General features: G+C 50.7%; 18 protein-coding genes. 15 read left to right on the top strand and 3 right to left on the bottom strand.

Going from position 1 to position 21,716, the window contains the following annotated elements; all coding sequences use genetic code 11:
• Positions 1-118 precede the first annotated feature (118 nt).
• Entirely contained in the window at positions 119-1,189 is a 1,071-nt protein-coding gene (locus CBE73_RS04360) for a branched-chain amino acid aminotransferase (protein ID WP_094093162.1), read from the top strand.
• Between the two features lie 21 nt (positions 1,190-1,210).
• Positions 1,211-1,939 carry an MOSC domain-containing protein gene (locus tag CBE73_RS04355; protein ID WP_094093161.1) on the top strand — a complete coding sequence of 243 codons (729 nt, stop codon included), beginning with the start codon at positions 1,211-1,213 and terminating at the stop codon, positions 1,937-1,939.
• A gap of 207 nt (positions 1,940-2,146) precedes the next feature.
• Here the strand turns inward: CBE73_RS04355 and CBE73_RS04350 are convergent, their stop codons facing one another.
• Positions 2,147-2,797 (bottom strand): TetR/AcrR family transcriptional regulator, encoded by a 651-nt coding sequence (locus tag CBE73_RS04350; RefSeq protein WP_094093160.1) that lies wholly within the window; start codon positions 2,795-2,797, stop codon positions 2,147-2,149.
• A gap of 200 nt (positions 2,798-2,997) precedes the next feature.
• Between CBE73_RS04350 and CBE73_RS04345 the strand changes: the two genes are divergently transcribed.
• The 10 genes from CBE73_RS04345 to CBE73_RS04300 all read left to right on the top strand — a co-directional run bounded on the left by CBE73_RS04345 (position 2,998) and on the right by CBE73_RS04300 (position 14,380).
• A complete protein-coding gene (locus tag CBE73_RS04345; RefSeq protein ID WP_094093159.1) occupies positions 2,998-3,738 on the top strand; it encodes an SDR family oxidoreductase in 741 nt (246 codons plus the stop codon).
• A 137-nt stretch (positions 3,739-3,875) separates the two neighbouring features.
• Positions 3,876-5,930 (top strand): elongation factor G, encoded by a 2,055-nt coding sequence (locus CBE73_RS04340; protein WP_094093158.1) that lies wholly within the window; start codon positions 3,876-3,878, stop codon positions 5,928-5,930.
• 168 nt (positions 5,931-6,098) lie between these two features.
• Positions 6,099-7,133, top strand: coding sequence for an ATP-binding cassette domain-containing protein (locus CBE73_RS04335; RefSeq protein ID WP_094093157.1), 1,035 nt, complete (start codon positions 6,099-6,101; stop codon positions 7,131-7,133).
• Positions 7,130-7,972, top strand: a complete 843-nt coding sequence (locus tag CBE73_RS04330; protein ID WP_373286340.1) for an ABC transporter permease — start codon at positions 7,130-7,132, stop codon at positions 7,970-7,972. The genes CBE73_RS04335 and CBE73_RS04330 overlap by 4 nt, the downstream gene beginning before the upstream one ends.
• Positions 7,973-8,172: 200 nt before the next feature.
• Positions 8,173-8,994, top strand: coding sequence for an oxidoreductase (locus CBE73_RS04325; RefSeq protein WP_094093156.1), 822 nt, complete (start codon positions 8,173-8,175; stop codon positions 8,992-8,994).
• Between the two features lie 162 nt (positions 8,995-9,156).
• Positions 9,157-9,819: a TetR/AcrR family transcriptional regulator gene (locus CBE73_RS04320; protein WP_094093155.1), complete on the top strand. Its 663-nt coding sequence runs from the start codon at positions 9,157-9,159 to the stop codon at positions 9,817-9,819.
• A gap of 188 nt (positions 9,820-10,007) precedes the next feature.
• A complete protein-coding gene (locus tag CBE73_RS04315) occupies positions 10,008-10,943 on the top strand; it encodes an aldo/keto reductase (RefSeq protein WP_094096133.1) in 936 nt (311 codons plus the stop codon).
• Between the two features lie 340 nt (positions 10,944-11,283).
• Positions 11,284-13,701, top strand: a complete 2,418-nt coding sequence (gene nirB, locus CBE73_RS04310; protein ID WP_094093154.1) for a nitrite reductase large subunit NirB — start codon at positions 11,284-11,286, stop codon at positions 13,699-13,701.
• 5 nt (positions 13,702-13,706) lie between these two features.
• Positions 13,707-14,018 carry a nitrite reductase small subunit NirD gene (gene nirD, locus CBE73_RS04305; RefSeq protein ID WP_094093153.1) on the top strand — a complete coding sequence of 104 codons (312 nt, stop codon included), beginning with the start codon at positions 13,707-13,709 and terminating at the stop codon, positions 14,016-14,018.
• A gap of 38 nt (positions 14,019-14,056) precedes the next feature.
• Positions 14,057-14,380 carry an iron-sulfur cluster biosynthesis family protein gene (locus tag CBE73_RS04300; protein ID WP_094096132.1) on the top strand — a complete coding sequence of 108 codons (324 nt, stop codon included), beginning with the start codon at positions 14,057-14,059 and terminating at the stop codon, positions 14,378-14,380.
• Positions 14,381-14,460: 80 nt separating this feature from the next.
• On the opposite strand, the gene CBE73_RS04295 is transcribed toward CBE73_RS04300, so the two are convergent.
• Positions 14,461-15,954, bottom strand: coding sequence for an MDR family MFS transporter (locus tag CBE73_RS04295; RefSeq protein ID WP_229752494.1), 1,494 nt, complete (start codon positions 15,952-15,954; stop codon positions 14,461-14,463).
• Between the two features lie 268 nt (positions 15,955-16,222).
• Here CBE73_RS04295 and CBE73_RS04290 point away from each other — a divergent pair, with 268 nt between their 5' ends.
• The 3 genes from CBE73_RS04290 to CBE73_RS04280 all read left to right on the top strand — a co-directional run bounded on the left by CBE73_RS04290 (position 16,223) and on the right by CBE73_RS04280 (position 19,552).
• Positions 16,223-16,825, top strand: coding sequence for a TetR/AcrR family transcriptional regulator (locus CBE73_RS04290; RefSeq protein WP_094093152.1), 603 nt, complete (start codon positions 16,223-16,225; stop codon positions 16,823-16,825).
• Between the two features lie 170 nt (positions 16,826-16,995).
• Positions 16,996-18,552 carry an ABC-F family ATP-binding cassette domain-containing protein gene (locus CBE73_RS04285; RefSeq protein ID WP_094093151.1) on the top strand — a complete coding sequence of 519 codons (1,557 nt, stop codon included), beginning with the start codon at positions 16,996-16,998 and terminating at the stop codon, positions 18,550-18,552.
• A gap of 178 nt (positions 18,553-18,730) precedes the next feature.
• Positions 18,731-19,552 (top strand): hypothetical protein, encoded by an 822-nt coding sequence (locus CBE73_RS04280; RefSeq protein ID WP_229752495.1) that lies wholly within the window; start codon positions 18,731-18,733, stop codon positions 19,550-19,552.
• A gap of 132 nt (positions 19,553-19,684) precedes the next feature.
• Here CBE73_RS04280 and CBE73_RS04275 read toward each other — a convergent pair whose 3' ends face one another.
• Positions 19,685-21,574 (bottom strand): methyl-accepting chemotaxis protein, encoded by a 1,890-nt coding sequence (locus tag CBE73_RS04275; RefSeq protein ID WP_094093149.1) that lies wholly within the window; start codon positions 21,572-21,574, stop codon positions 19,685-19,687.
• Between the last annotated feature and the right edge of the window lie 142 nt (positions 21,575-21,716).

Below are 21,716 nucleotides of genomic sequence, written 5' to 3'. Positions count from 1 at the left end.
CATTAATGCGGCTTATCTTGAAATCTTACAAAGTTCGGGGCCAGAATAGATATTTCCAATCTAGCGTCAGATAGGTTACGATATAATGAACAATCTTATCGATAAAGGGTGACACGACATGACACAGACAATCCACATTGAACGCACTACAACTCCCAAACCGAAACCCGCTGCAAGCGAATTAGGATTCGGGAAATATTTTACCGATCACATGTTTATTCTCGATTACGAGGAAGGCAAAGGCTGGCATAATGCAAGAATCGTGCCTTACCAGCCGATTTCACTGGATCCGGCAGCCAAGGTGTTCCATTACGGCCAAACGATCTTTGAAGGATTAAAGGCTTACAGAACCGACTCGGGTCAAATTTTCCTGTTCCGTCCTGATATGAACATGAAACGGTTGAACCGCTCGAACGATCGTATGAGTATTCCGGCGGTTGATGAAGAGATGGGACTTGAAGCCCTCCGCCAGCTGGTTATGGTCGATCAGGATTGGATTCCAGACGCGCCGGAGACCTCTCTTTATGTTAGACCGTTCGTGATTGCTACGGAGCCTGCTTTAGGCGTTTCACCTTCGCAGCAGTACAAATTCATTATCATTTTGTCTCCGGTGGGATCCTACTACGCAGAAGGGATCAAGCCTGTGTCCATTTACGTAGAATCCGAATATGCACGTTCCGTTGTGGGCGGCGTAGGCCATGTCAAAACCGCCGGCAACTATGCGGCAGGGCTAAAAGCGCAGGAAGGCGCTTCCGCTCTTGGTTATTCGCAGGTTCTTTGGCTTGATGGCGTGCACCGTAAATACGTCGAAGAAGTCGGCAGTATGAACGTCTTCTTCCGGATCGGCGATAAGGTCGTTACACCTGCATTGACAGGCGGACTGCTGCCCGGGATTACGCGGGATTCGGTCCTTCATCTGCTGAAGCACTGGGGCGTAGAGGTAGAGGAACGCCTGATCTCGATTGACGAGCTGGTTCAAGCTCAGAAGGATGGCAGCCTGAAGGAAATGTTCGGCACCGGCACAGCGGCCGTTATTTCTCCGGTTGGCTCGCTGCATTGGAACGGCGAGAAGCTCATGATCGGTGATGGAACAACCGGCGAATTGTCTGCACGCGTCTATGACACGATTACCGGCATTCAAAAAGGAAAAATCGAAGATCCGTTCGGCTGGCGCGTTGTTGTAGAATAAGAGTTAATAGGGGCGTTGTTTGTGAATAAAACAGTAGGTGCGATCCGGGAAATCAACCGTTATCCGGTGAAGTCTATGAGCGGGGAGACGTTGGAGTCCTGTACCATTGAGACCTACGGGATGCGCGGGGATCGGGTTTGTTCCTTCCGCGACGAATCCAAGAAGGACTGGTGGAAATATGTGACCGCTCGGAATACGCCAGCCATGCTTACTTATCAGGCTCGTTATAACGATGACGAAGAGCGTGTTCAAGTCACCACGTCTGACGGCCGGGTTTTGGGCTGGGATGACGACCTGCTTCAGGAAATCCAGGGACTGGTCAACAAGCCGATCTCCATGTCCCGTTTCATGGAACCTCATCCGGAGGCTCAACACTCCAATTTATTGTCGGTAGACGGAGCCAGTCTGCTGCTGGTTACGGATGCCAGTCTGCGTACGCTGGAGTCTCTATGGGGCAAGCCGCTGGACCATCGCCGTTTCCGCGGCAATTTCATGATCGCTTTGGACGATGCTTCGGAGTTTGAAGGGGATTGGATCGGACGTGAGCTCGAGATCGGAGAAGTCCGCCTTCGCGTGGACAGCTTCTGCCAGCGCTGCGTATTCATAACGATCGATCCCGACAGCCGGGAGAAAGACCCGTCTTTGCTCAGAAGGGTTAACGAAGATTTTGGACTGAATTTTGGCGTCTATGCTTCCGTTATCCAAACGGGGGAGATCCGCCGGGGAGATGCTGTAGTTTTAGCGGATTAACCTAACTGAGGTTGTTGGTGAACAAGAGACTTTGATCTGCCGCAAAAATAGAACAACGAAAGCCGGTCCGTTTTCAAGCGGACCGGCTTTTTTGTTGGGTAGCCCACTTGGGATTGGGTGCCCTGCTTTCATTGGATAGCTGCCGTGCATTCGAAGTCAACCTCCCTCGGGCTTTGGCGATAATCCTTGTGAAACCGGATTAGATACTCAAATTACTTCATTTTTCTTCAGCAGCTTCCAAAGCTGTTCAGCCATAAAGCCGGGAGGATGGGGCATTTTTTCTTTGATCCACCATTCTACAATGCCAACAAAAGACGCAGCCATAAACTGGGCGTTTAATTCCGGGTCGATCCCGGAGGGGGCTTTGTGGTTATCCAGCTTCGTTTTGATATTGGACGAAATAAAATGCAGCAAACGTTCCCGGAACAAAGAACTTCGCTCGTTGGCCAGCATAGCGGAGAAAAACAGGTAATTTTGCTGCAAATAAATAAATACAGGTTCAAGTTCGCTGATCAGCGAGATTTGGCCGCCCGGTTCCTGATCGTGATTGCAGAAGGTGATCAGCTGTTCCAGGTGGTCTTCGATACTTTTGTCCAACAGATCAAACTTGTCGCTGTAGTGTAAATAAACAGTTCCCCGGTTCACATTGGCTTTTGCGGCAATTTCATTAATCGTAATTTGTTCCAGTTCTTTCTCTGCAAACAGTTCTAAGAAAGCCCGGTTAATGGCCGTTTTTGTTTTGATGATTCGGAGGTCGGTTTTTACACCAGCACCTGTTGGGCGGTTCCCAGTCCCAGTCCCAGTCTCAGTCCCTGTTCCGATGGATGTGTTTACGCCTTTGCCCGGACGTTTATCCATGTGATCCCTCCATTTTTTGTCCTAAAGTCGTTTTATTTTTAGGGTTATTCAACATGTTTTCTGTTTCTGTCTTTTATGGGACAAAAACGCAAAGATTAGCGATTGAAAGCTGCCGCCGGTTCTCTATAATACTAATCAACGGACGTTAATTAATCAACACGTGTTGATAATAAATATGAAATAAAGGAAGGACAAATAAGATGGATCAGATTAAAGATAAAGTCATTCTCATTACAGGGGCTTCCAGCGGGATCGGGGAAGCAACGGCTAAATTGTTGGCGCAGTATGGGGGCAAAGTGGTTTTGGCGGCGAGACGTGAAGAACGTTTGCAGGCACTAACGGCCGAAATCAATCAGCTCGGAGGCGAGGCTGTTTTTCATAAGGCAGACGTAACCTCATCCGCGGATATGGAGAAGCTGGCGCAATTTGCCCTGCAGCAGTACGGCCGGATTGATGTACTGGTCAACAATGCGGGAATTATGCCGGTTTCGAGACTCAGCGAGCTTCGGGTAGCAGACTGGGAACGGATGATCGATGTGAATATCAAAGGAGTATTGTACGGGATTGCGGCTGTTCTGCCAATGATGAAGCAGCAGCAGGCAGGCCACATTATCAACGTGGCTTCGGTAGCCGGGCATGAGATCAGCCCGACCTCATCGGTTTACAGTGCCAGCAAATTTGCGGTAAGAGCGATTACGGAAGGACTTCGGCAGGAAGAGTCGCCTTCTTCCCGAATCCGGTCCACCATTATTTCACCGGGAATGACGGAATCGGAGCTGCTGAACACCGTAACCAGTCCGGAGGTACAGGCGATGGCGGGTCCTATCAAACAATTGGCTATGTCCCCGAATGCGATCGCAAGAGCGATTGCTTACGCCATCAATGAACCGGAAGAGATAGGGGTGAACGAAATCATTTTGAGACCTACAGCGCAGCCTTGACAGAGTCGATGATAGAAATTTAAAAGCGAGGGCGTGTCGAAAAGGAGATTCCTCTCAGCCCTTATCCCCTTATCCGATGGGTCCAAAATCTGCTATGATGAGAGAATCGGCAAGATTGACCAAAGGAGCGGGACAACATGTACAAAACAATTGGGCTGTTTGCCCATGTCGATGCGGGCAAGACGACATTGGCTGAGCAGCTTCTTTTTCATACAGGCGCCATCAAGCAGCGCGGCCGGGTGGATCACCGGGATGCCTACCTGGATAACCATGAGATCGAGAAGGCACGCGGTATCACCGTTTTTGCTGATCAGGCGATCCTGCCATACAAAACATCCGTGCTGCAGGTGATCGATACGCCGGGACACGTCGATTTCTCCCCAGAGATGGAGCGGGCCATTCAGGTGCTGGATGGCGCCGTGGTGATCCTGAGTGCGGTCGAAGGCGTTCAGGGCCATACGGAAACCGTGTGGCAGCTGCTCCGCAAACATCAAGTACCTACCTTTCTGTTCATCAATAAATTGGATCGCACAGGCGCGGACAAAGCCCTCGTGCTGGAAGAAATCCGCCAGCAGCTTACCGGCGACGCTTATGACTGTACGGCTTCTCCGCTTCTATCCGGAGGATCGGATCAGCGGCTTGAGGAGTTTGCGGCCGAACGGGACGAGCGGTACCTGGACGCCTATTTGAGCGGCTCTTATTCTTCAGAGGATTGGCTGAATGCGGTAGGGGGATTGCTGGGCAGCTGCCGGCTGTTTCCGGTGTTCAGCGGGAGCGCCCTTCAAGACGAGGGTATCGAAGAGCTTCTTGAATGGGTGGATCAGCTGCTGAAACCGGATTATGAAGCGAAAGAAGCGGAGACGTTCGCCGGACGGGTTTATAAAATCCGCCACGATGATAACGGTGTGAGAACCACTTACCTTAAAGTGTTGAGCGGCCGTCTGCGGGTGCGCGACGAGGTCGCTTATGACATGGATATCGGCGGGATTCCTGCAGAGGAAGAACGGTCGGAGAACGATCCAAGATCCGAAGACAAAAGAACGAAAGACGAAGCAACGAAAGAGCAGGCAAGGTCTGAAAAAATCACGCAAATCCGCCTCGTGTCCGGCCATAAATTTAAGATGGTTGATGAGGCGGCCGCGGGTCAGCTGATCGCTGTCACCGGACTTTCAGAAGCAGCGGCCGGCCAGGGGGTCGGGGCCCTCCGGGACCGGAAAAACTACGATATGGTGCCTGCCTTGACGGCCAAGGTCTTCCATAACGAAACCCTTTCTGCCAAAGAGGTTTTACGGGCTTTTCGCTTATTGGAAGCGGAAGACCCGACCCTTAAAGTGCTTTGGGAAGAGCAGCTTCAGGAGATCCATATCCATGTGATGGGCGTGATCCAGCTGGAGGTGCTCGAGCAGCTGGTCAAGGAGCGTTTTGGTCTGGCTGTCTCTTACGGGCAGCCTGAGATTTTATATAAAGAGACGATCGCGAATTCGGTGCGGGGATACGGCCACTTCGAGCCGCTTCGCCACTATGCGGAGGTGCATCTGAAGCTGGAGCCGGGGGAGCGGGGCAGCGGCATCACCTTCGTTAATGCCTGCCACGTTGAAGACCTGACGATCGGCAACCAGAATTTGATCCGCCATCATCTGCTTGAACGCGAGCATCATGGGCTGTTGACGGGATCGCCGTTAACGGATGTGCGAATCACGCTTTTAACCGGACGGGCGCATAACAAACATACGCATGGCGGCGACTTTCGGGAAGCGTCGTTCCGGGCGCTGCGGCAAGGGCTGGAGAAAGCGGACAATGTGCTGCTGGAGCCCTATTATGACTTCAGGCTGCGCGTCAGCCTCGAGGAAATGGGCCGGGTGCTGTCCGATATTCAGCTGGCCCATGGCACTTTTGAGCCGCCGCTGACCACGGAAAGGGATGTCCTGCTGCAGGGGCGTGTGCCGGTAGCGACCTTCCTCAATTATCCCACCGAATTTGCAGCTATTACGCATGGAAAAGGTTCGCTCCGGTTAACCTTCGGCGGTTATGGCCTCTGCCATAATGCAGAAGAAGTAATCGCCCGTCTGAACTATGATAAAAATGCAGATCCGATGTATACGTCTTCTTCGATTTTTTGCGCCAAAGGAGCCGGATTTTCCGTGCCTTGGGAAGAGGCGGAGCGGATGATGCATATCGAGAAGGTTTTATAAGGATTGGAGAAACCGCGAATCCCTCGCCGTCAGGGAGACGCGGTTTTTTATTATTTTTGTATTAATAGACCCGTTCAGCTCCCGTTCATATTCAGTTCATAAACATTCGTTAGTCTCCTTCTATAAACCTTAATCAGACAGTAACTGGGAATCAGGAGGAGTAGAACCATGAATCCAAATTACCACCAACAAGGCCGGCTGTCCGCCTCGGGCGATCTGGCCATCGAGGCTGTCGGTCTGGTCAAAACGTACGGCAGCAACCGGGCCGTAGACGGCGTTGACCTTCAGGTCCGTCCCGGCTGTATCTATGGCGTGCTTGGGCCAAACGGAGCAGGAAAAACGACCACCATCCGCATGCTGTCCACCCTGCTTCGGCCGGATGCGGGATCGGCGAGGATCTTTGGCCATGATGTGGCGAAGGAACCGCAAATCGTTCGTCAACTGATTGGCGTAACAGGGCAATATACATCGGTAGACGAATCGCTCAGCGCCACTGAAAATCTCGTGATTTTCTCGCGGCTGCTTGGGCTGGGCCGTGCTGAAGCGCGGCGCAAAGCGGCGGACCTGCTCGAGGAATTCGGGCTGACCGAAGCGGCTAAACGTCCGCTCAAAAACTTCTCGGGAGGGATGCGCCGTCGTCTGGATCTGGCCGCGAGCCTGATCGCGCAGCCTCCGCTGATTTTTCTGGATGAACCGACGACTGGGCTTGACCCGCGCACCCGTACGCAGATGTGGGAGACGATTCGCCGTTTGGTCAATACGGGTTCAACCGTTTTGCTGACGACGCAGTATCTGGAAGAAGCCGACCAGTTGGCCGACCGGATCGCGGTGATTGACCGGGGACATGTCGTAGCCGAGGGTACAGTGGATGAGCTTAAAGCTTCCATCGGCACGTCCTCCCTGCATTTGCGTGTGCTTAATCCGGAAGAGGTAGATGCCGCGCGTCTGACCGTGGAAAGGGTGCTGAGCGCGCAGACCGGCGTGTCTGCGGAAGCCGCTACAATCACGGCGCCGATGGCCGAAGCCGACCTGGTGACCGACCTATTAGTTGAGCTGAGGGAAGCCGGTATCCGTCTGGCTGAAATGAGCGTGCAGAAACCAACGCTGGACGAAGTGTTTCTGACGATTACTGGCAGCGGGGCGAAAGATAAGCAAGCGAATCCGGCGGATCAATCGAAGGCAATGGAGGGGGCAAAAGGATGAGCCAGACCAACGGGATGGATGCTGTGAAAAAGGGATCTCACGCGCCGGGAACGGCCCGGCAGCTGCGTAAGCACATCAGTTTCGGCCAGTCGCTGCGCCACTCGCTGACGATGGCCTACCGAGGGCTGCTGAAGATCCGCCGGACGCCCGAGCAGCTGTTTGACGTGACGCTTCAGCCGATTATTTTCACCTTGATGTTTACTTATATCTTTGGCGGAGCTATCTCCGGAGATATTCAAAGTTACCTGCCGGTCATAATTCCGGGAATCCTGGTGCAGACCGTGATTACGACCTCAATTGTGACTGGAGTCCAACTGCGGGAGGATATGGAAAAAGGCGTCTTTGACCGCTTCAAATCGCTTCCGATCGCACGGATTGCTCCGCTCGCAGGGGCTTTATTGGCGGATACGATCCGTTACACCATTGCTACCGTATTGACCTTTGCGATGGGCTACATCATGGGACTGCGGCCTGAAGGCGGTTTTGGCAGCGTAGTTGTTGCAGGCATTTTGGTCATCGTTTGTTCCTGGGCGATCAGCTGGATTTTTGCTTTCTTTGGCGTGATTGCCCGGACGGCGTCGAGCGTGCAGGGGATTTCCATGATCGTCTTGTTCCCGCTGACGTTTCTATCTAATGCTTTTGTTCCTGTGGATACAATGCCAAACTGGCTGCAGTGGTTCGCCAAAGTGAATCCGATCTCTCATTTGATTACGGCTGTCCGGGATTTGGTCAATTCGGGGACTTACGGCAGTGATATGTTATTCTCAATGATTGGCGCCGCGGCCGTTGTGGTGATCTTCGCTCCGATTACAGTGAGAGCGTATATGCGGAGAACGTAGAACTAACCCAAACCCAAAACAAAACCCAAAGCCTATAAGCGCCCATGCTTATAGGCTTTTTCTTATTGATCGTTCAATCTCCTCTTTACAATTGATTCAAAGTCAATTATAATCGACTTTAAGTCAATTAATAATGACTGAGAGTCAATTGGTTTAATTGGAGTCAAAAACCGATCTAATAGGGAGTGGAGGAATTTTTTATGGGGAAGAAGATCGTTTTAATCACTGGAGCATCATCCGGTATCGGTAAGGAAAGTGCCCGGAAGCTGTTGGCTGAGGGACATGTCGTTTATACGGCGGCCAGACGGGTGGAGCAAATGCAGGATCTGAAGCAGGCTGGAGCTATTCCGCTGCGGCTGGATATTTCCAATGAGGATGAAATTAAAGCTGTGGTCGATCGGATGATTAAGGAGCAGGGAAGAATTGATGTTTTGTTTAACAATGCCGGGTTCGGCCTCTATGGAAGTGTGGAGGAAGTGAGCATCGAGGACGCACGGTACCAGTTTGAGGTCAACCTCTTTGGTCTCGCGCGTTTGACACAGCTTGTCGTTCCCCATATGCGTGCCAAACAAAGCGGTACGATCATCAATACTTCCTCGGTCGGCGGAAAAATTTACACGCCGCTTGGCGCCTGGTACCATGCTACAAAACATGCGCTGGAAGGCTGGTCCGATTGCCTGCGCATTGAACTGAAGCCATTCGAAATTCACGTAGTGGTGATTGAACCCGGCATCATCACGACTTCTTTTGGGGATGCTATGGGAGGTTCTCTGCTGAAAAACTCGGGGAACGGACCTTATAAGAAAATGGCTAAAGGGGTAGAGAAAATCTCCAATGATTCCTACCAAGCGGGCGGCGGTTCTTCGCCGATTGTAGTAGCCAATGCTGTATCCAGAGCCATTGCTGCCGATCGTCCCAAACCGAGATATGCAGTCGGGAAGATGGCCAAACCTTTGATCCTGATGAGAAAATGGCTGAGCGACCACAGCTTCGACAGGCTGATCTTAAGTCAGGTGAAATAAACGAAATCCTATTTTTTTATTATCCGAATACCTTGATTCCGGTTTTGCGCCAAACGCGAGACAGGGGTCGGGGTATTTGCTTATGGCTTGACAATTTGACAAGTATTCCTTACGATTGGCAGCAAACAAGTGGACAGGTAAAGATTGAGGGTGCATGTTGATATGAAGAGAGCCATGACAGAAAGCGCCAAAGCAGAGAAAGCCAAACTGATTTTGGACACGGCTTATAAAATGTTTCAAACCGGTACGTTTGAAGAGATTAAGATGAACGATGTGGCCAAAGCGGCGAATATCTCAAACGGCACGTTGTTTTATTATTACGGTACGAAAGAAATTTTGTTTATGGAGATGTTGTTCAGGGAATATGAAGAGCGTTTCCGGCGTTTTACGGAGCTGCTGCTTGCTTATGAGAAAATGAATCGCGAGGATTTTAAAGCTTTTTTCCTGGGCGAGATGGATATGCTGCTGGATCCGAACTCCGTGCTGGTCCGTTTGAGTGCGATCAAGAACACGGTTCTGGAGAAAAATATCGATGAGCAGACGGCGCAAAAAGACAGCGTCATGCTGTATACCTCTTTAACCCGGATCGTCAGCCAGATCTCGGAACGGACCGAATTTCTGTCGGAAACCGACTGCTTTGATTTGCTGCTCGCGCAAAATGCAATCCTTGTCGGATTCGCGAATATGGCCGATTTGCCTGACGTGATGCTGAAAGCGATTGAAGAGCATAACCTTCAGGCGTTCCAGATTGATTTCAAAGCCCGCTCGCTGGCTGCTATGGAGTTGTATATTACCGGCTTGTATGAAAGGTTGAAGAAGAGCTGACCAGCAAGAGGCCGGATTCTGCTTCCGCCCAGTTCCTCTACGACCAAAAGAGATTAAGCCTGCCCGCCTTTATTGACGGCTCATCCGCCATAGTGCTAAAGTTTGGGGGATGGGTCTTTTTGGCTTTTCAACAAATTTTATTAGGAGCCGGCAGTGCTAGGGCTGCGGTCAAACGGGAGGTTATCCTTTTGAAAAATAGAACATTCGGCAGTACAGGCAAACAGGTTTCTGAAATCGGTTTCGGGGCCTGGCAGCTGGGCAACCGCCAAGATTGGGAAGCGATGGACGATGCGGATGCGATCGCGCTGGTTCATGAGGCTTTGGACAAGGGCGTTAACTTCTTTGATACGGCGCCTAATTACGGTGGCGGACGCAGCGAACAACTGCTGGGCGAAGCGCTGCTGGGCAGACGCGGACAAGCCGTCATCAATACCAAATTCGGGCATGGCCCCGAAGGAATCACCGATTACTCGGCAGATAAAATCAGGGAATCGGTGGAGCAAAGCTTAAAGCGGCTGCAAACCGACTACCTCGACTCTATCCTGCTCCACAACCCGCCGTTTGATTATTTGGACGGCAAATACGGCCACTTCGATATTTTGGAGGAGCTGAAGCAGGAAGGGAAGATTTTGACCTACGGAGCTTCCGTGGATTCCAGCAGAGAAATGCTTGAGCTGATCAATAACACGAAGATTGGCGCCATGGAGGTCATGTTTAACATTCTTTATCAGGAGACCGCCGAGGCGTTTAAGCTGGCTCAAGACCGCAATATTGCACTTATTATTAAAATACCGCTGGATTCCGGCTGGCTTTCCGGCAAATACAACGCGGGCAGCACCTTCACCGGCGTCAGAAGCCGCTGGTCTCCGGAAATCATCCGCAAACGGGCAGAGCTGGTTGAGCAGGTCAAGGAAATTACAGGCTCGGCGGAAAACCTTTCCGCTGCTGCCTTGCGATTTATTTTGGCTTATCCGGAAGTCACTACGGTAATTCCCGGCGTGCGCAACAGCGCTCAGCTCATGGAAAACGTGTCTGCCAGCGATAAAGCCATGCCGGCTGAGCAGGTCAAACAGCTCCAGGCATTGTGGGAACAGAAGATTAAGCAGGCGGATTTGGGCTGGTAACGGAACGTTTGAAGAAACCCATCCTTAGCTCACCATAAGCCCACCCAAACGAAATGTTTGGGTGGTATCCCCTTACAGTAGAGAGTGGAAAAAGTCTCCTGCTCTGATGGAGATTACAAATCCTGTTGAACGGGAGGGGATTTTTCTATATATCACAAGAAGTGGCGTTCACTTCTAGTTTTCTTCAATTAGGGAAACCCCTTTTTATCCTGCGAGAATAAGAGATATCCCTATAGATACTCCCCTCAAAATCAGGCATTTCCCTAATAGGTTCGCCTACAAGGGCGTGATACATTTAAATTAAACAAGTGAATGAAATCACAAACTTGGAGGGAGTCTCATGACGAGGGAAAAGCTGCTGCTGATAGGGAACGGGATGGCGGGCGTAAGAACGATTGAGGAAATCCTGGATCGGGACGCCGAACGTTATGACATTACCATTATCGGGGAAGAAAACTATACTAATTATAATAGAATCATGCTTTCCAATGTGCTGCAGAACAAAAATACAATAGAAGAGATTATCACCAACCCGGCAAGCTGGTATGCCGAACAGAAGATCGAGCTGGTTCACCACGATCCGGCAGTAAGCCTGAACACAGGGGCCAGGAAGGTGCGCACCCAAAGCGGCAAAGAAATCGGCTTCGACAAATGTATTTTGGCGACGGGTTCGCGATCGTTTATTTTGCCGGTGGAAGGTTCAAGCCTGGAAGGCGTTTTGGGCTTCAGAACCATTGACGATACGCTGAGCATGCTCGAAACGGCCAAAAGCTACCGGAAAGCGGCGGTCATTGGCGGAGGGCTCTTGGGGCTGGAGGCAGCCAAGGGGCTTGTTGATCAGGGCATGGACGTTACGGTTGTTCATCTGGAGAAGTGGCTGATGGAAACCCAATTGAACGAAATGGCCGGCAAGCTGCTGAAGGCTGATTTGGAGCAGCAGGGCCTGAAGTTCCTTATGGAGAAAAAAACGAGCCGAATCCTTGGCGACACCCGCGTCACGGGACTTGAATTCAGCGACGGCTCCATATTGGAAGCCGATATGGTTATCATGACCGTCGGTATACGCCCGGAAACGGCTCTGGCCCGTCAGGCAGGTTTAGCCGTAAACCGCGGGATTGTTGTTAACGATTGGATGGAGACATCCGCTCAGGGCATTTATGCGGTTGGCGAATGCGCCGAACACCAGGGTAAGGTATATGGACTGGTGGCTCCGCTGTTTGAGCAGGGCAAAGTGCTGGCCGACGTTCTAACCGGGCGTGAAACCGCCCCTTATGGCGGAAGCACAACCTATACGTCGCTTAAAGTTTCGGGCTGCGATCTTTTTTCGGCAGGAGAGATCAAGGAAGTGGGCGGTGTAAAAAGCATAGAAGCTTATGACGGTCTAACTAACAGCTACAAAAAGCTGTTCATTAAAGACAATCAGGTGGTCGGCATCGTCCTTTACGGAGATACCTCTGAAGAGAATCGTTATTTCAAGCTGCTGAAGCAGAAACAGGATATCTCGGCATTGACCTCGGTTTCCCTGCTGCCTGCGGGTGGCGGATGCTGCGGGGGAAGCGCTGCGGACGATGTGACCCAGTGGGCCGATGATGAAACAATATGCGGCTGTAACGGGGTAACGAAAGGAACGATTCTGCAGGCGATCCGAGGCAAGGACCTCAAGTCGGTAGCCGAAGTCACCAAAGCGACCAAAGCGGGCGGTTCGTGTGGAAAATGCAAGGGCATGATCGGAGACCTGCTGACCTACGTTTTGGGCGATAGAGTGGCTACAGCGCCAACGGGCATTTGCGGCTGCACGGACCTGTCGAGGGATGAAATCGTGCTTCAGATTCATGAGAAAGGACTGACCACCACGGACGAGGTCTACGAGCAGCTCGGATTCCGGAACCGGGAAGGCTGTCCGAAATGTCGGCCTGCCATCAATTTTTACCTGAATGTCGCCTTTCCGAAAGAACATGGAGATGAACCGGCTTCCCGTTTCGTCAACGAACGTCTGCACGCCAACATCCAGAACAACGGCACGTTTTCCGTCATTCCGAGAATGCGGGGCGGACAAACTACACCTCAGCAGCTGATGCAGATTGCCCGTGTGGCTGAAAAATACGAGGTGCCTCTGGTCAAAGTTACCGGCAGCCAGCGGATTGGACTCTACGGCGTTAAGAAAGAAGACCTGCCGAACATGTGGGAAGAGCTGGACATGACTTCGGCTTCCGCTTACGCCAAAGCGGTGCGTTCCGTGAAGACCTGCGTCGGCGCCGCTTTCTGCCGGTTTGGCACGCAGGATTCAATGGGTCTCGGCATCAAGCTGGAGGAGCGTTACGAATTTATCGATACGCCGCACAAATTTAAAATGGGCGTGTCGGCTTGTCCGCGGAGCTGTGCGGAAACCGGAGTGAAAGACTTTGGCGTCATCGGCGTCGAAAACGGCTTCCAGATCTACATCGGCGGCAACGGCGGGACCGAGGTGCAGGAAGGCCAGCTGCTGACAACGGTCGAAACGGAGCAGGAGGTCATCGATATTTGCGGCGCTTTCCTTCAATACTACCGTGAAACCGGTATTTACGCCGAACGGACGGCGCCTTGGCTGAAACGGATGGGTTTTGACCATGTGAAAAAGATTTTGTTAAGCGCGGAGCAGCGCGCCGAACTGCTGAAACGCTTGGATGAAGCGGTGGAAGGCAAACGCCGGAATCCTTGGCAGCAAGTCGTCGAAGATCCAAAACTTCAAAAAGACCTGTATGCGGTCGTTAGGGGGTAATCCGGATGCCAAAAACAAAAGTTTATGTAGCCAGACAGGAGGAGCTTCTTCCGCGAATCGGATACAGCGTGGTTTGCGGGGAGCGGAAGATAGCCGTATTCCGTCTGAGCGACGGCCGCATCAAAGCTTTGGAGAACATCAGTCCTTACCGCCAAGGCCCGCTTGCGGAAGGAACGGTTTCGGGGGAATACGTATACTGCCCGCTCTATGACTGGAAAATTTCCCTGCTGGACGGCCAGGTGCAGGAACCGGATCACGGAACGGTCGCGACCTTCGAAACGCTGCTGGAAGACGGCAAGGTATATGTTTGGATATAATGGCTTTAAGAGGCAAATTGAAGGGGGAAATCGGCGTTATGAGAATCGAAATGAACGCGTGGACGAAGCGAAAACTGAATGGATATTTAAACGGAGCGCCGGGCTGCTTTAAGCTTTATTATGATACGCAGGACTGCGGCTGCAACGGCGTACTGACCCTTCAGCTTTTGGATCAGCCTCTTGAAACCGATGTGAAGGCTGAGGCCGATCCATTTACCTTTGTTGTTGACCGCCAGCAGCTCCAGCAGTTTGATGAAGTGATGCGGATCGAAGCAGACGCCAGTTATCCTTCCTTTAAGGTAAGCAGCGATGCTTCCCTTTATAGTTCGAATGTAAGAATTCAAGACCTGCGGGGCCGCTAAGCTTTCTTTGATCCCCAAGCAGAATGGGCGATCACTTTCCGGTTCTCCACCGGAGAGTGATCGCCCATCTTTTTAAAACTTTAGAAGTCTACGTGCACAGCTGCGACAGGTTCTTGTTTTCCTGTATCAGGCTGTTTTTTTGGTTTGCGCAAAATAAAGGTCATGACCCAGCCGACAACAGCCAGGCAGGCTGCCAAAAAGTAAGTTTCATTAAATCCGCCTGCAGCTGCATCCAATGCCTGCAAAGGCGTATAATCTTTGCCGAGCTCAGCCATACGGGCATTAATATGCGAAGTCAGGTAGCCTGTCAAACCGGCAATCGCAAAGGAAACGACAACCTGCTGCGCGGCTGTGGTCAAAGGCGTAACGCGGCTGACCAATTTGGCCGGAGCAGAGTTCAGAACATGCGTGTTGAGCGGCATCATCGTCATGCCCATGCCGCTGCCCATCAAGGCCAGGGATAAAAGGATGACGATCAGATGGGTATCGGCCGAGATATGCGCGAACAGGAACAAGGCGGTTGAGATGATGGCCAAACCGACAAATGCCAGCGGCCGAGCGCCCAAGCGGTCAAACAGCCGTCCGCCAATCGGCATAAAGCAGGCGGAAGCCAAAGCCTGCGGCAGCAGGATGAGACCTGTTTGCAGTGGCGTGTACCCTTTAATCTGCTGCAAATACAAAGGCATCAGAATCATTGAACCAAACAGCGCAACCTGGGCGATCCAGAGCAGCAGGATGCCCCGCGTAAAATCGGAGGATCGGAATACGCGCAGTTCCAGCAGCGGCTGCTTATGCCGGAGTTCAGCAATAATGAAGAGCACAAGCGCGACGCCGCCTACAATAAGGCCGGTAAGCGTGGTGCTTGAAGTCCAGCTTGTTCCTCCTTCACTGACCCCGTAGGTCAGCATCGCGAAGGCGATCGGAGCCAGGATCATGCCGAGGACATCCAAGTGCGGAGCCTGATGGCGTTCAAATTGAGGCAGGAAGCGGATTCCTATGAACATGGCCACGATGCCGATTGGCAGGTTGATCAGGAAAATCCAGTGCCAGCTGACGTATTCCACCAGCCAGCCCGATAATACCGGACCCAGAGCCGGGGCCATCAGCATCGGAACGCCAAGCACGCCCATGATGGAGCCTCTTTTCTCAGGTGGGGCCAGTCTGAAGACCATAGCCATCCCGATTGGAGAAACCATGCCGCCGCCAATGCCCTGGAGGATGCGGAAAATGATCAACTGCGTCGGCGTTTGAGCCAGCGCGCAAAGGGCGGAGCCGATCGTAAACAAAGCGATGGTAATCAGAAAGATCCGTTTGGATCCAAATTTGTCGGTCATCCATCCCGCCAGCGGAATGACCGCCGACAAAGCCAGCGTATAACCGGTAACTGTCCATTGGATCGTTTTTAAGTCGGTATCGAAATAATCAACCAGTTTCGGAATCGCTACATTCACGACCGTCGTATCCAAAATAACCATAATCATGCCGACAATAACGGCAAGCAGGGGCCCAATGATGGCTCTGATCGAGAATTCATTGGAATTGACAGCCTTTTTCTCTTTAGCTGGGTTAGACAAGGTTTCTCACTCCGTTTTCTCTTTAAGTATTTATTTAATGATCCACAGTGGTTATGTCAGCGTTATAGTCAGCGAAAGGAACTCACCTCCTGCCAGAATCTAAAGATAGGAAAAATGGATTAATCGTCGTTTTAAACATTGTTTAATACGTTGTTTAATACAATAGTCGGCAAGGGGGTATTTGTCAATATAGAATAAGACCTTCAACTTGACACGGAACTGGCGGGAGTATTAAGGTGGATGAAGAATGGCGATAGGGGAGTAACTCATGTTCAATGAAACCGGGAAAGATGTGACAACTAAAGATCATATTTTGAACACCGCACTGGAATTGATCAAGGCGGAAGGGTTTGAAAATGTAACTCTGCGAAAAATCGCTTCCTGCGCGGACGTCAACCTGGCGCTCATCAATTATTATTTTGGTTCCAAGGATAAATTGATCAATGAAGTCTTGAAGTTTATGCTTGCGGAGTTTCATGATCACTTTCTAATTCTGGACGATTTGTCCATCCCTCCCAAACAACGGCTCAAGTTGTTTATGAAGCGGTATGCCGCTTCTTTGGCGGAATTTCCCGAGCTTATGAAAGAAATTCTGGGCAAAGGGAATCTGTCCTTTCAATCCCATTATGAATACCTCGCTTACATGAAAAAGCTTGGCATGAACAAAGTTTCCGTTCTTCTGTCCGAAATTACGGGTGAAACCGATCCGGAAATTTTAAGAACCATGACCATGCACATTCATTCCGCCTCATATTTTCCAATTTTAATGGACCAGCGCATCAAAAATTTACCGTCTGCTCCGGGTTCAATTTCCGTTGAGAAGCAGATTGATATTTTGTTTGATCATTATTTTGCTAAATATTCGGATTAATCCTCCGTATGCTTGGCTGGTGGATCGGGCAGCGGCTGCAGCATTCAGTCTCGGCGCGGCTTCATGCCGCTAGGAGAGCCTCTTTTTTTAAAACCCATGTGGAGTTATGACGCTTTAACCTTTATAATATGACGAGAGTATACAGTTTAAAGGAAAAGGTGTCTAAATTCATGAGCATATTAAACGTAGAACGTCTGAGTCACGGTTTCGGAGACCGCGGGATCTTTAGTGACGTATCTTTCCGCCTGCTGAAGGGCGAACACATCGGTCTGATCGGAGCCAACGGCGAAGGCAAGTCCACTTTTATGAACATTATTACCGGCAAACTGCAGCCTGACGAAGGCAAGGTAGAGTGGGCCAAACGCACGCGGGTCGGGTATCTGGATCAGCATGCGGTATTGACGAAGGGACAGTCGATCCGCGACGTATTGCGCGGAGCGTTTCAATATCTGTTCGATATGGAACAAGAGATGAACGACATGTACGGCAGAATGGGCGAGGTATCCGCTGAGGAGCTGGAGCAGCTGCTTGAGGATGTCGGCACCATACAGGACACGTTAACCAATCAGGATTTCTATATGATCGATGCCAAAGTCGATGAAACCGCGCGTGGTCTCGGTCTTACCGATATCGGTCTGGATAAGGACGTTCACGACCTGAGCGGCGGTCAGCGGACCAAAGTGCTGCTGGCCAAGCTGCTGCTGGAGAAACCGGACATCCTGCTGCTGGACGAGCCTACGAACTATCTCGATGAGCAGCATATCGAATGGCTGAAGCGTTATTTGCAGGAATACGAGAATGCCTTTATTTTGATTTCACACGATATTCCGTTCCTGAACAGCGTCATCAACCTGATCTATCATATGGAAAATCAGGCGCTGACACGTTATGTGGGCGACTACGATTATTTCCAGCAGGTGTACGAGGCGAAGAAACAGCAGCTGGAATCCGCCTACAAGCGCCAGCAGCAGGAAATCGCCGACCTGAAGGACTTCGTGGCGCGTAACAAAGCCAGTGTGGCTACGCGGAATATGGCGATGTCCCGCCAGAAGAAGCTGGACAAGATGGAGGTCATCGAGCTTGCCAAAGAGAAGCCGAAACCGCAGTTCAACTTCAAGGAAGGACGTACGTCCGGCAAGGTGATTTTTGAAACGCAGGATCTGGTGATCGGCTACGATTCCCCGCTGTCCAGACCGCTGAACCTGCGCATGGAACGCGGGCAGAAGATCGCACTCGTCGGCGCAAACGGGATCGGTAAAACGACGCTGCTCCGCAGCATTCTCGGTCAAATTCCGGCTATTTCGGGCTCTGCCCAGCTCGGCGACTTGCTGGAAATCGGTTATTTCGAGCAGGAAATGAAAGAAGCCAATTACAACACTTGTATTGAGGAAATTTGGAACGAGTTTCCGTCCTTTACTCAATTTGAAGTACGGGCGGCGCTTGCCAGATGCGGCCTGACTACCAAACATATCGAAAGCAAGATAGCTGTGCTGAGCGGCGGCGAGAAGGCCAAAGTCCGGCTCTGCAAGCTGATCAACCGCGAAAGCAACCTGCTTGTACTGGACGAGCCAACCAACCATCTTGACGTGGATGCGAAGGACGAGCTGAAGCGGGCGCTTAAAGCTTACAAGGGCAGCATTCTGCTGATTTCCCATGAACCTGAATTTTACCGCGATGTAGTGACGGAAACGTGGAACTGCGAATCGTGGACAACGAAAGTGCTGTAATAAAATGTTTTAGTTAAGAAGGTATTTAAAAGTTCACGACGGGGCTGCCCTTTGGGGCAGCTTTTTTCGTATCATTTTTTAGTAATAAGCACAAAAAAAATTAAAATATCCGGTGATGTACACCTGTTGAACACATCTTCCTTCTATACTCGGAGTATAAAAACAACTGGAGGGAAACATGATGACAAACAACAGCAAAAGAAAAGCCGCCATTATTTTAAGTTTCGCAGTTGCTTTAGCTGCCTTTTCAGGCCAAGCCTGGGCCGATCAGAATACAAAAACTTCCACACCCGCTTCCATAACGAAATCGGTTAGCAACAATCCGTATGAGGTTGCCGGTATTAACGATCCGGAGGCATTCAAGGCTTATTTTGCCAAATTGCAGAAAGCCGTTAAGGATAACAAACCGGAAGAAGTTGCGAATCTGATCTCCTATCCAATGAATCTAAATAAAGATCATAAAACCTTTGTTATTTATAACAAAAATGACTTTGTTAAGAAATACGATCGTATCTTTACTTCTCATGTACGCGAAAATCTGCTGGCTCAACAAGTCGATAAGTTGTTTGTGAACTATAAAGGAATTAGGGTTGGAGATGGGGATCTATGGATGGGTCAACAAAATAATAAACTTGGAGTTATTGCGGTTAATATCATTAACAATCCATATGAAGCCGCAGGTATTGATAATCCATTCGTATTTGAGCATAACTTCAGTTTGTTTCAGAAATATGTTAAGGAAGGCAATAAAACCGAAGCAGCCAATTTGATGGTGTATCCATTAAAGGTGAACAATAAGGGGAAGACCATGGAAATCAAAACCAAGAAAGACTTTATTGCCAAATACGACAAAATCATGACGGCCAAAGTAAAGAAGGCGCTGCAGGCCCAAAAAGCCGATCAGGTAGTTGTCAATTGGAAAGGGGTTAGTATTGGCAGCGGTTCGCTTTGGATGGGACAGTTTGGAGAGCAGGTTGGTGTATTTGCAATAAACCAGTAAGCAGATGCTAAATATCATTAAAACCCCCGCCAAAGCTAAGGGAAACGGCTTTGGCGGGGGTTATTTTGCACCTTCCTCAAGGCGGAAACGATTAATTTCATTCGCACGGCAAGTGATCGTTCGGTCCTGGTTCTACTCTTTGAACTCCTCCAGCAGATCATGCAGCTCAGCGCTCGTATCGGCCAAATATTTGGCAGCGGCGAGCACTTTCTCCGAGGAGCTGGCCTGCTCTTTGGCCGTTGCTGCTATTTGCGTAACTCCTGCGACCGTTTCGTTGGTGTTGTCTGAAATAAAGCGAACGGACTGAACAACCGAATCGTTGGACGCTGCAATTTGTTTGGCCGCATCGGTCATTTCCAGCACTTTCTCATTTACCTGACCAACCAGGCTGAACAACTGCTGGAACGATCCGTCGGCGAAGGAGACAGCTTCAATGCCTTCGCTAACCCCGATGCGCGTTTCTTTCATTACTGCTGAAGCATGCGACGTTTCCGTTTGTACACTTGCGATCAACTGCGTAATCTGCTCGGCGGCTTCAAAAGAATCGCTCGCCAGCTTACGGACTTCCGAGGCTACAACGCCAAACCCTTTGCCGGCCTCGCCCGCTCTGGCCGACTCGATTGAGGCATTCAGCGCCAGGATTTTGGTTTGCGAGGAGATAGCCGTCATATAATCAACAATCTGCCCGATCTCACCTGAGCGCTGCTCCAGCCGCTCAATAACGGCGGACAAATCCCCGATTTGCCCATGAATGGTATTCATCCGTTCCACAAGCCGCTGCATGGCTTCGAAGCCGATATTTGCGGCGTCGCTCGCTTGTTCGGAGGCCTCGCCTGAATAGCTGACCGTTGAAGAAATCTGAACGATAGCTGCGCCAACCTCTTCAATCGCGTTCATGCTGTTCTCGACCATCTGCCGCTGCTGCTCGGCATTTGCTGCAATGCGCTCAATGATGGTGACGGCCTCTCCGGACGAAACGCTTGTCAGTTCGGCAATGCCAAACAGCTGCTGGGAATAAGCGGTCAGCTCACCCGAATTGGAGCGCAGCTTCAGAATGATATTCCTTAAATTGTCCGTCATATGGTTAAAAGAAGTGGCCAGCGCGCCGATTTCGTCGCGTGTGTTCACGATAATCGGTTCTTCGCTAAGATCCTTCAGGGCGATCTTTTCCGCCCGCTTCTTCAGCAGCGGCAGGGATTTGAACAGTCTTCCGTACAGATAGACGGCAATTGCTCCGCCGACAACAAGGGAAACGATCAAGGCGATGATCCCGAAGAGAAGGCTGTCATAAAAGACGGTTTCCAGTTCCTTAACCGGGGCAGCGGTTTGCGCGAACCAGCCGGTAGAGCCGATTGGACTGACCGCTCCGAAGCTTTCCGCACCAGCGATGCTGGTAAAGGTGATTACGTTATTCGAGTTGGTTTGAATGAGCTGGATCAAAGCGTCCGGAACCGACTTGCCCTCCCTGACAAAGCTGATGTCCTGATGGGCGATCAGCTTCCCGCTTGGAGCAACGATAGCCGCGAGCCCGGTTTCACCGATTCGGGTCTGGGCCACCTGGGTTTGCATATAGGACAAGTCGACCTCCTCACGGACGGATCCTATGATTTTTCCGTTCCTGTCATGAATAGGGAAAGTGAGGGGCACCGCCGGGTATTGGGTTGTTTCGTTTACAAAGATGCTGCCAAATGCCGGTTTGTCCGGAATACCGGAGCTTCCTTCTTTAATTTCAATTTTCTTTATATCTGAATTTTCTTTTATGTAGGTTTGCTGTAAAAAATCTTTATCCTCATCAGTCTGAGCTCCGCCAAGCTGATCGGCAAACAGCTGTCCCGAATTGAGCACACCGTTCATCCAGTTGTCAGCTCCTTGAGCCAGCTGGTCCGTTTGCTCCCGCAAATTGAGCACCGTGTTATCGTAAACCTCCTGATGCATTTTATAGACCAGAACACCAAAGCTGCAAACGCTGGTGAGCACGAGCAGTGCTAATAAGATGCTGAGCGATTTTATTTTTAAACTCAATGGAATCCCTTCTTTGTCTAAGTTTTTGATGAATCTTCTAGTAGAAGTAAAAAGACACCAGATTATCCGGGCCAGCCCGAAACCTTGTATTTCCCTCCAATCCCCCGGTAATGCGTGCAACTTGTCCTAATGATATAAACGA

Source organism: Paenibacillus physcomitrellae (assembly GCF_002240225.1).
Classification (GTDB): domain Bacteria; phylum Bacillota; class Bacilli; order Paenibacillales; family Paenibacillaceae; genus Fontibacillus; species Fontibacillus physcomitrellae.
Note: the sequence above shows the minus strand (reverse complement) of the source record. Positions and strands in the feature narration are given on the sequence as shown.

Bases quoted from the DNA above. Each gene is read 5' to 3' on its own strand.
- CBE73_RS04300 (WP_094096132.1), top strand. From the start codon at position 14,057: ATGAGAATCGAAATGAACGCGTGGACGAAGCGAAAACTGAATGGATAT.
- CBE73_RS04285 (WP_094093151.1), top strand. From the start codon at position 16,996: ATGAGCATATTAAACGTAGAACGTCTGAGTCACGGTTTCGGAGACCGC.
- nirB (WP_094093154.1), top strand. From the start codon at position 11,284: ATGACGAGGGAAAAGCTGCTGCTGATAGGGAACGGGATGGCGGGCGTA.
- CBE73_RS04335 (WP_094093157.1), top strand. From the start codon at position 6,099: ATGAATCCAAATTACCACCAACAAGGCCGGCTGTCCGCCTCGGGCGAT.
- CBE73_RS04345 (WP_094093159.1), top strand. From the start codon at position 2,998: ATGGATCAGATTAAAGATAAAGTCATTCTCATTACAGGGGCTTCCAGC.
- CBE73_RS04325 (WP_094093156.1), top strand. From the start codon at position 8,173: ATGGGGAAGAAGATCGTTTTAATCACTGGAGCATCATCCGGTATCGGT.
- CBE73_RS04280 (WP_229752495.1), top strand. From the start codon at position 18,731: ATGATGACAAACAACAGCAAAAGAAAAGCCGCCATTATTTTAAGTTTC.
- CBE73_RS04340 (WP_094093158.1), top strand. From the start codon at position 3,876: ATGTACAAAACAATTGGGCTGTTTGCCCATGTCGATGCGGGCAAGACG.
- CBE73_RS04350 (WP_094093160.1), bottom strand. From the start codon at position 2,797: ATGGATAAACGTCCGGGCAAAGGCGTAAACACATCCATCGGAACAGGG.
- CBE73_RS04330 (WP_373286340.1), top strand. From the start codon at position 7,130: ATGAGCCAGACCAACGGGATGGATGCTGTGAAAAAGGGATCTCACGCG.
- CBE73_RS04290 (WP_094093152.1), top strand. From the start codon at position 16,223: ATGTTCAATGAAACCGGGAAAGATGTGACAACTAAAGATCATATTTTG.
- CBE73_RS04320 (WP_094093155.1), top strand. From the start codon at position 9,157: ATGAAGAGAGCCATGACAGAAAGCGCCAAAGCAGAGAAAGCCAAACTG.
- CBE73_RS04360 (WP_094093162.1), top strand. From the start codon at position 119: ATGACACAGACAATCCACATTGAACGCACTACAACTCCCAAACCGAAA.
- nirD (WP_094093153.1), top strand. From the start codon at position 13,707: ATGCCAAAAACAAAAGTTTATGTAGCCAGACAGGAGGAGCTTCTTCCG.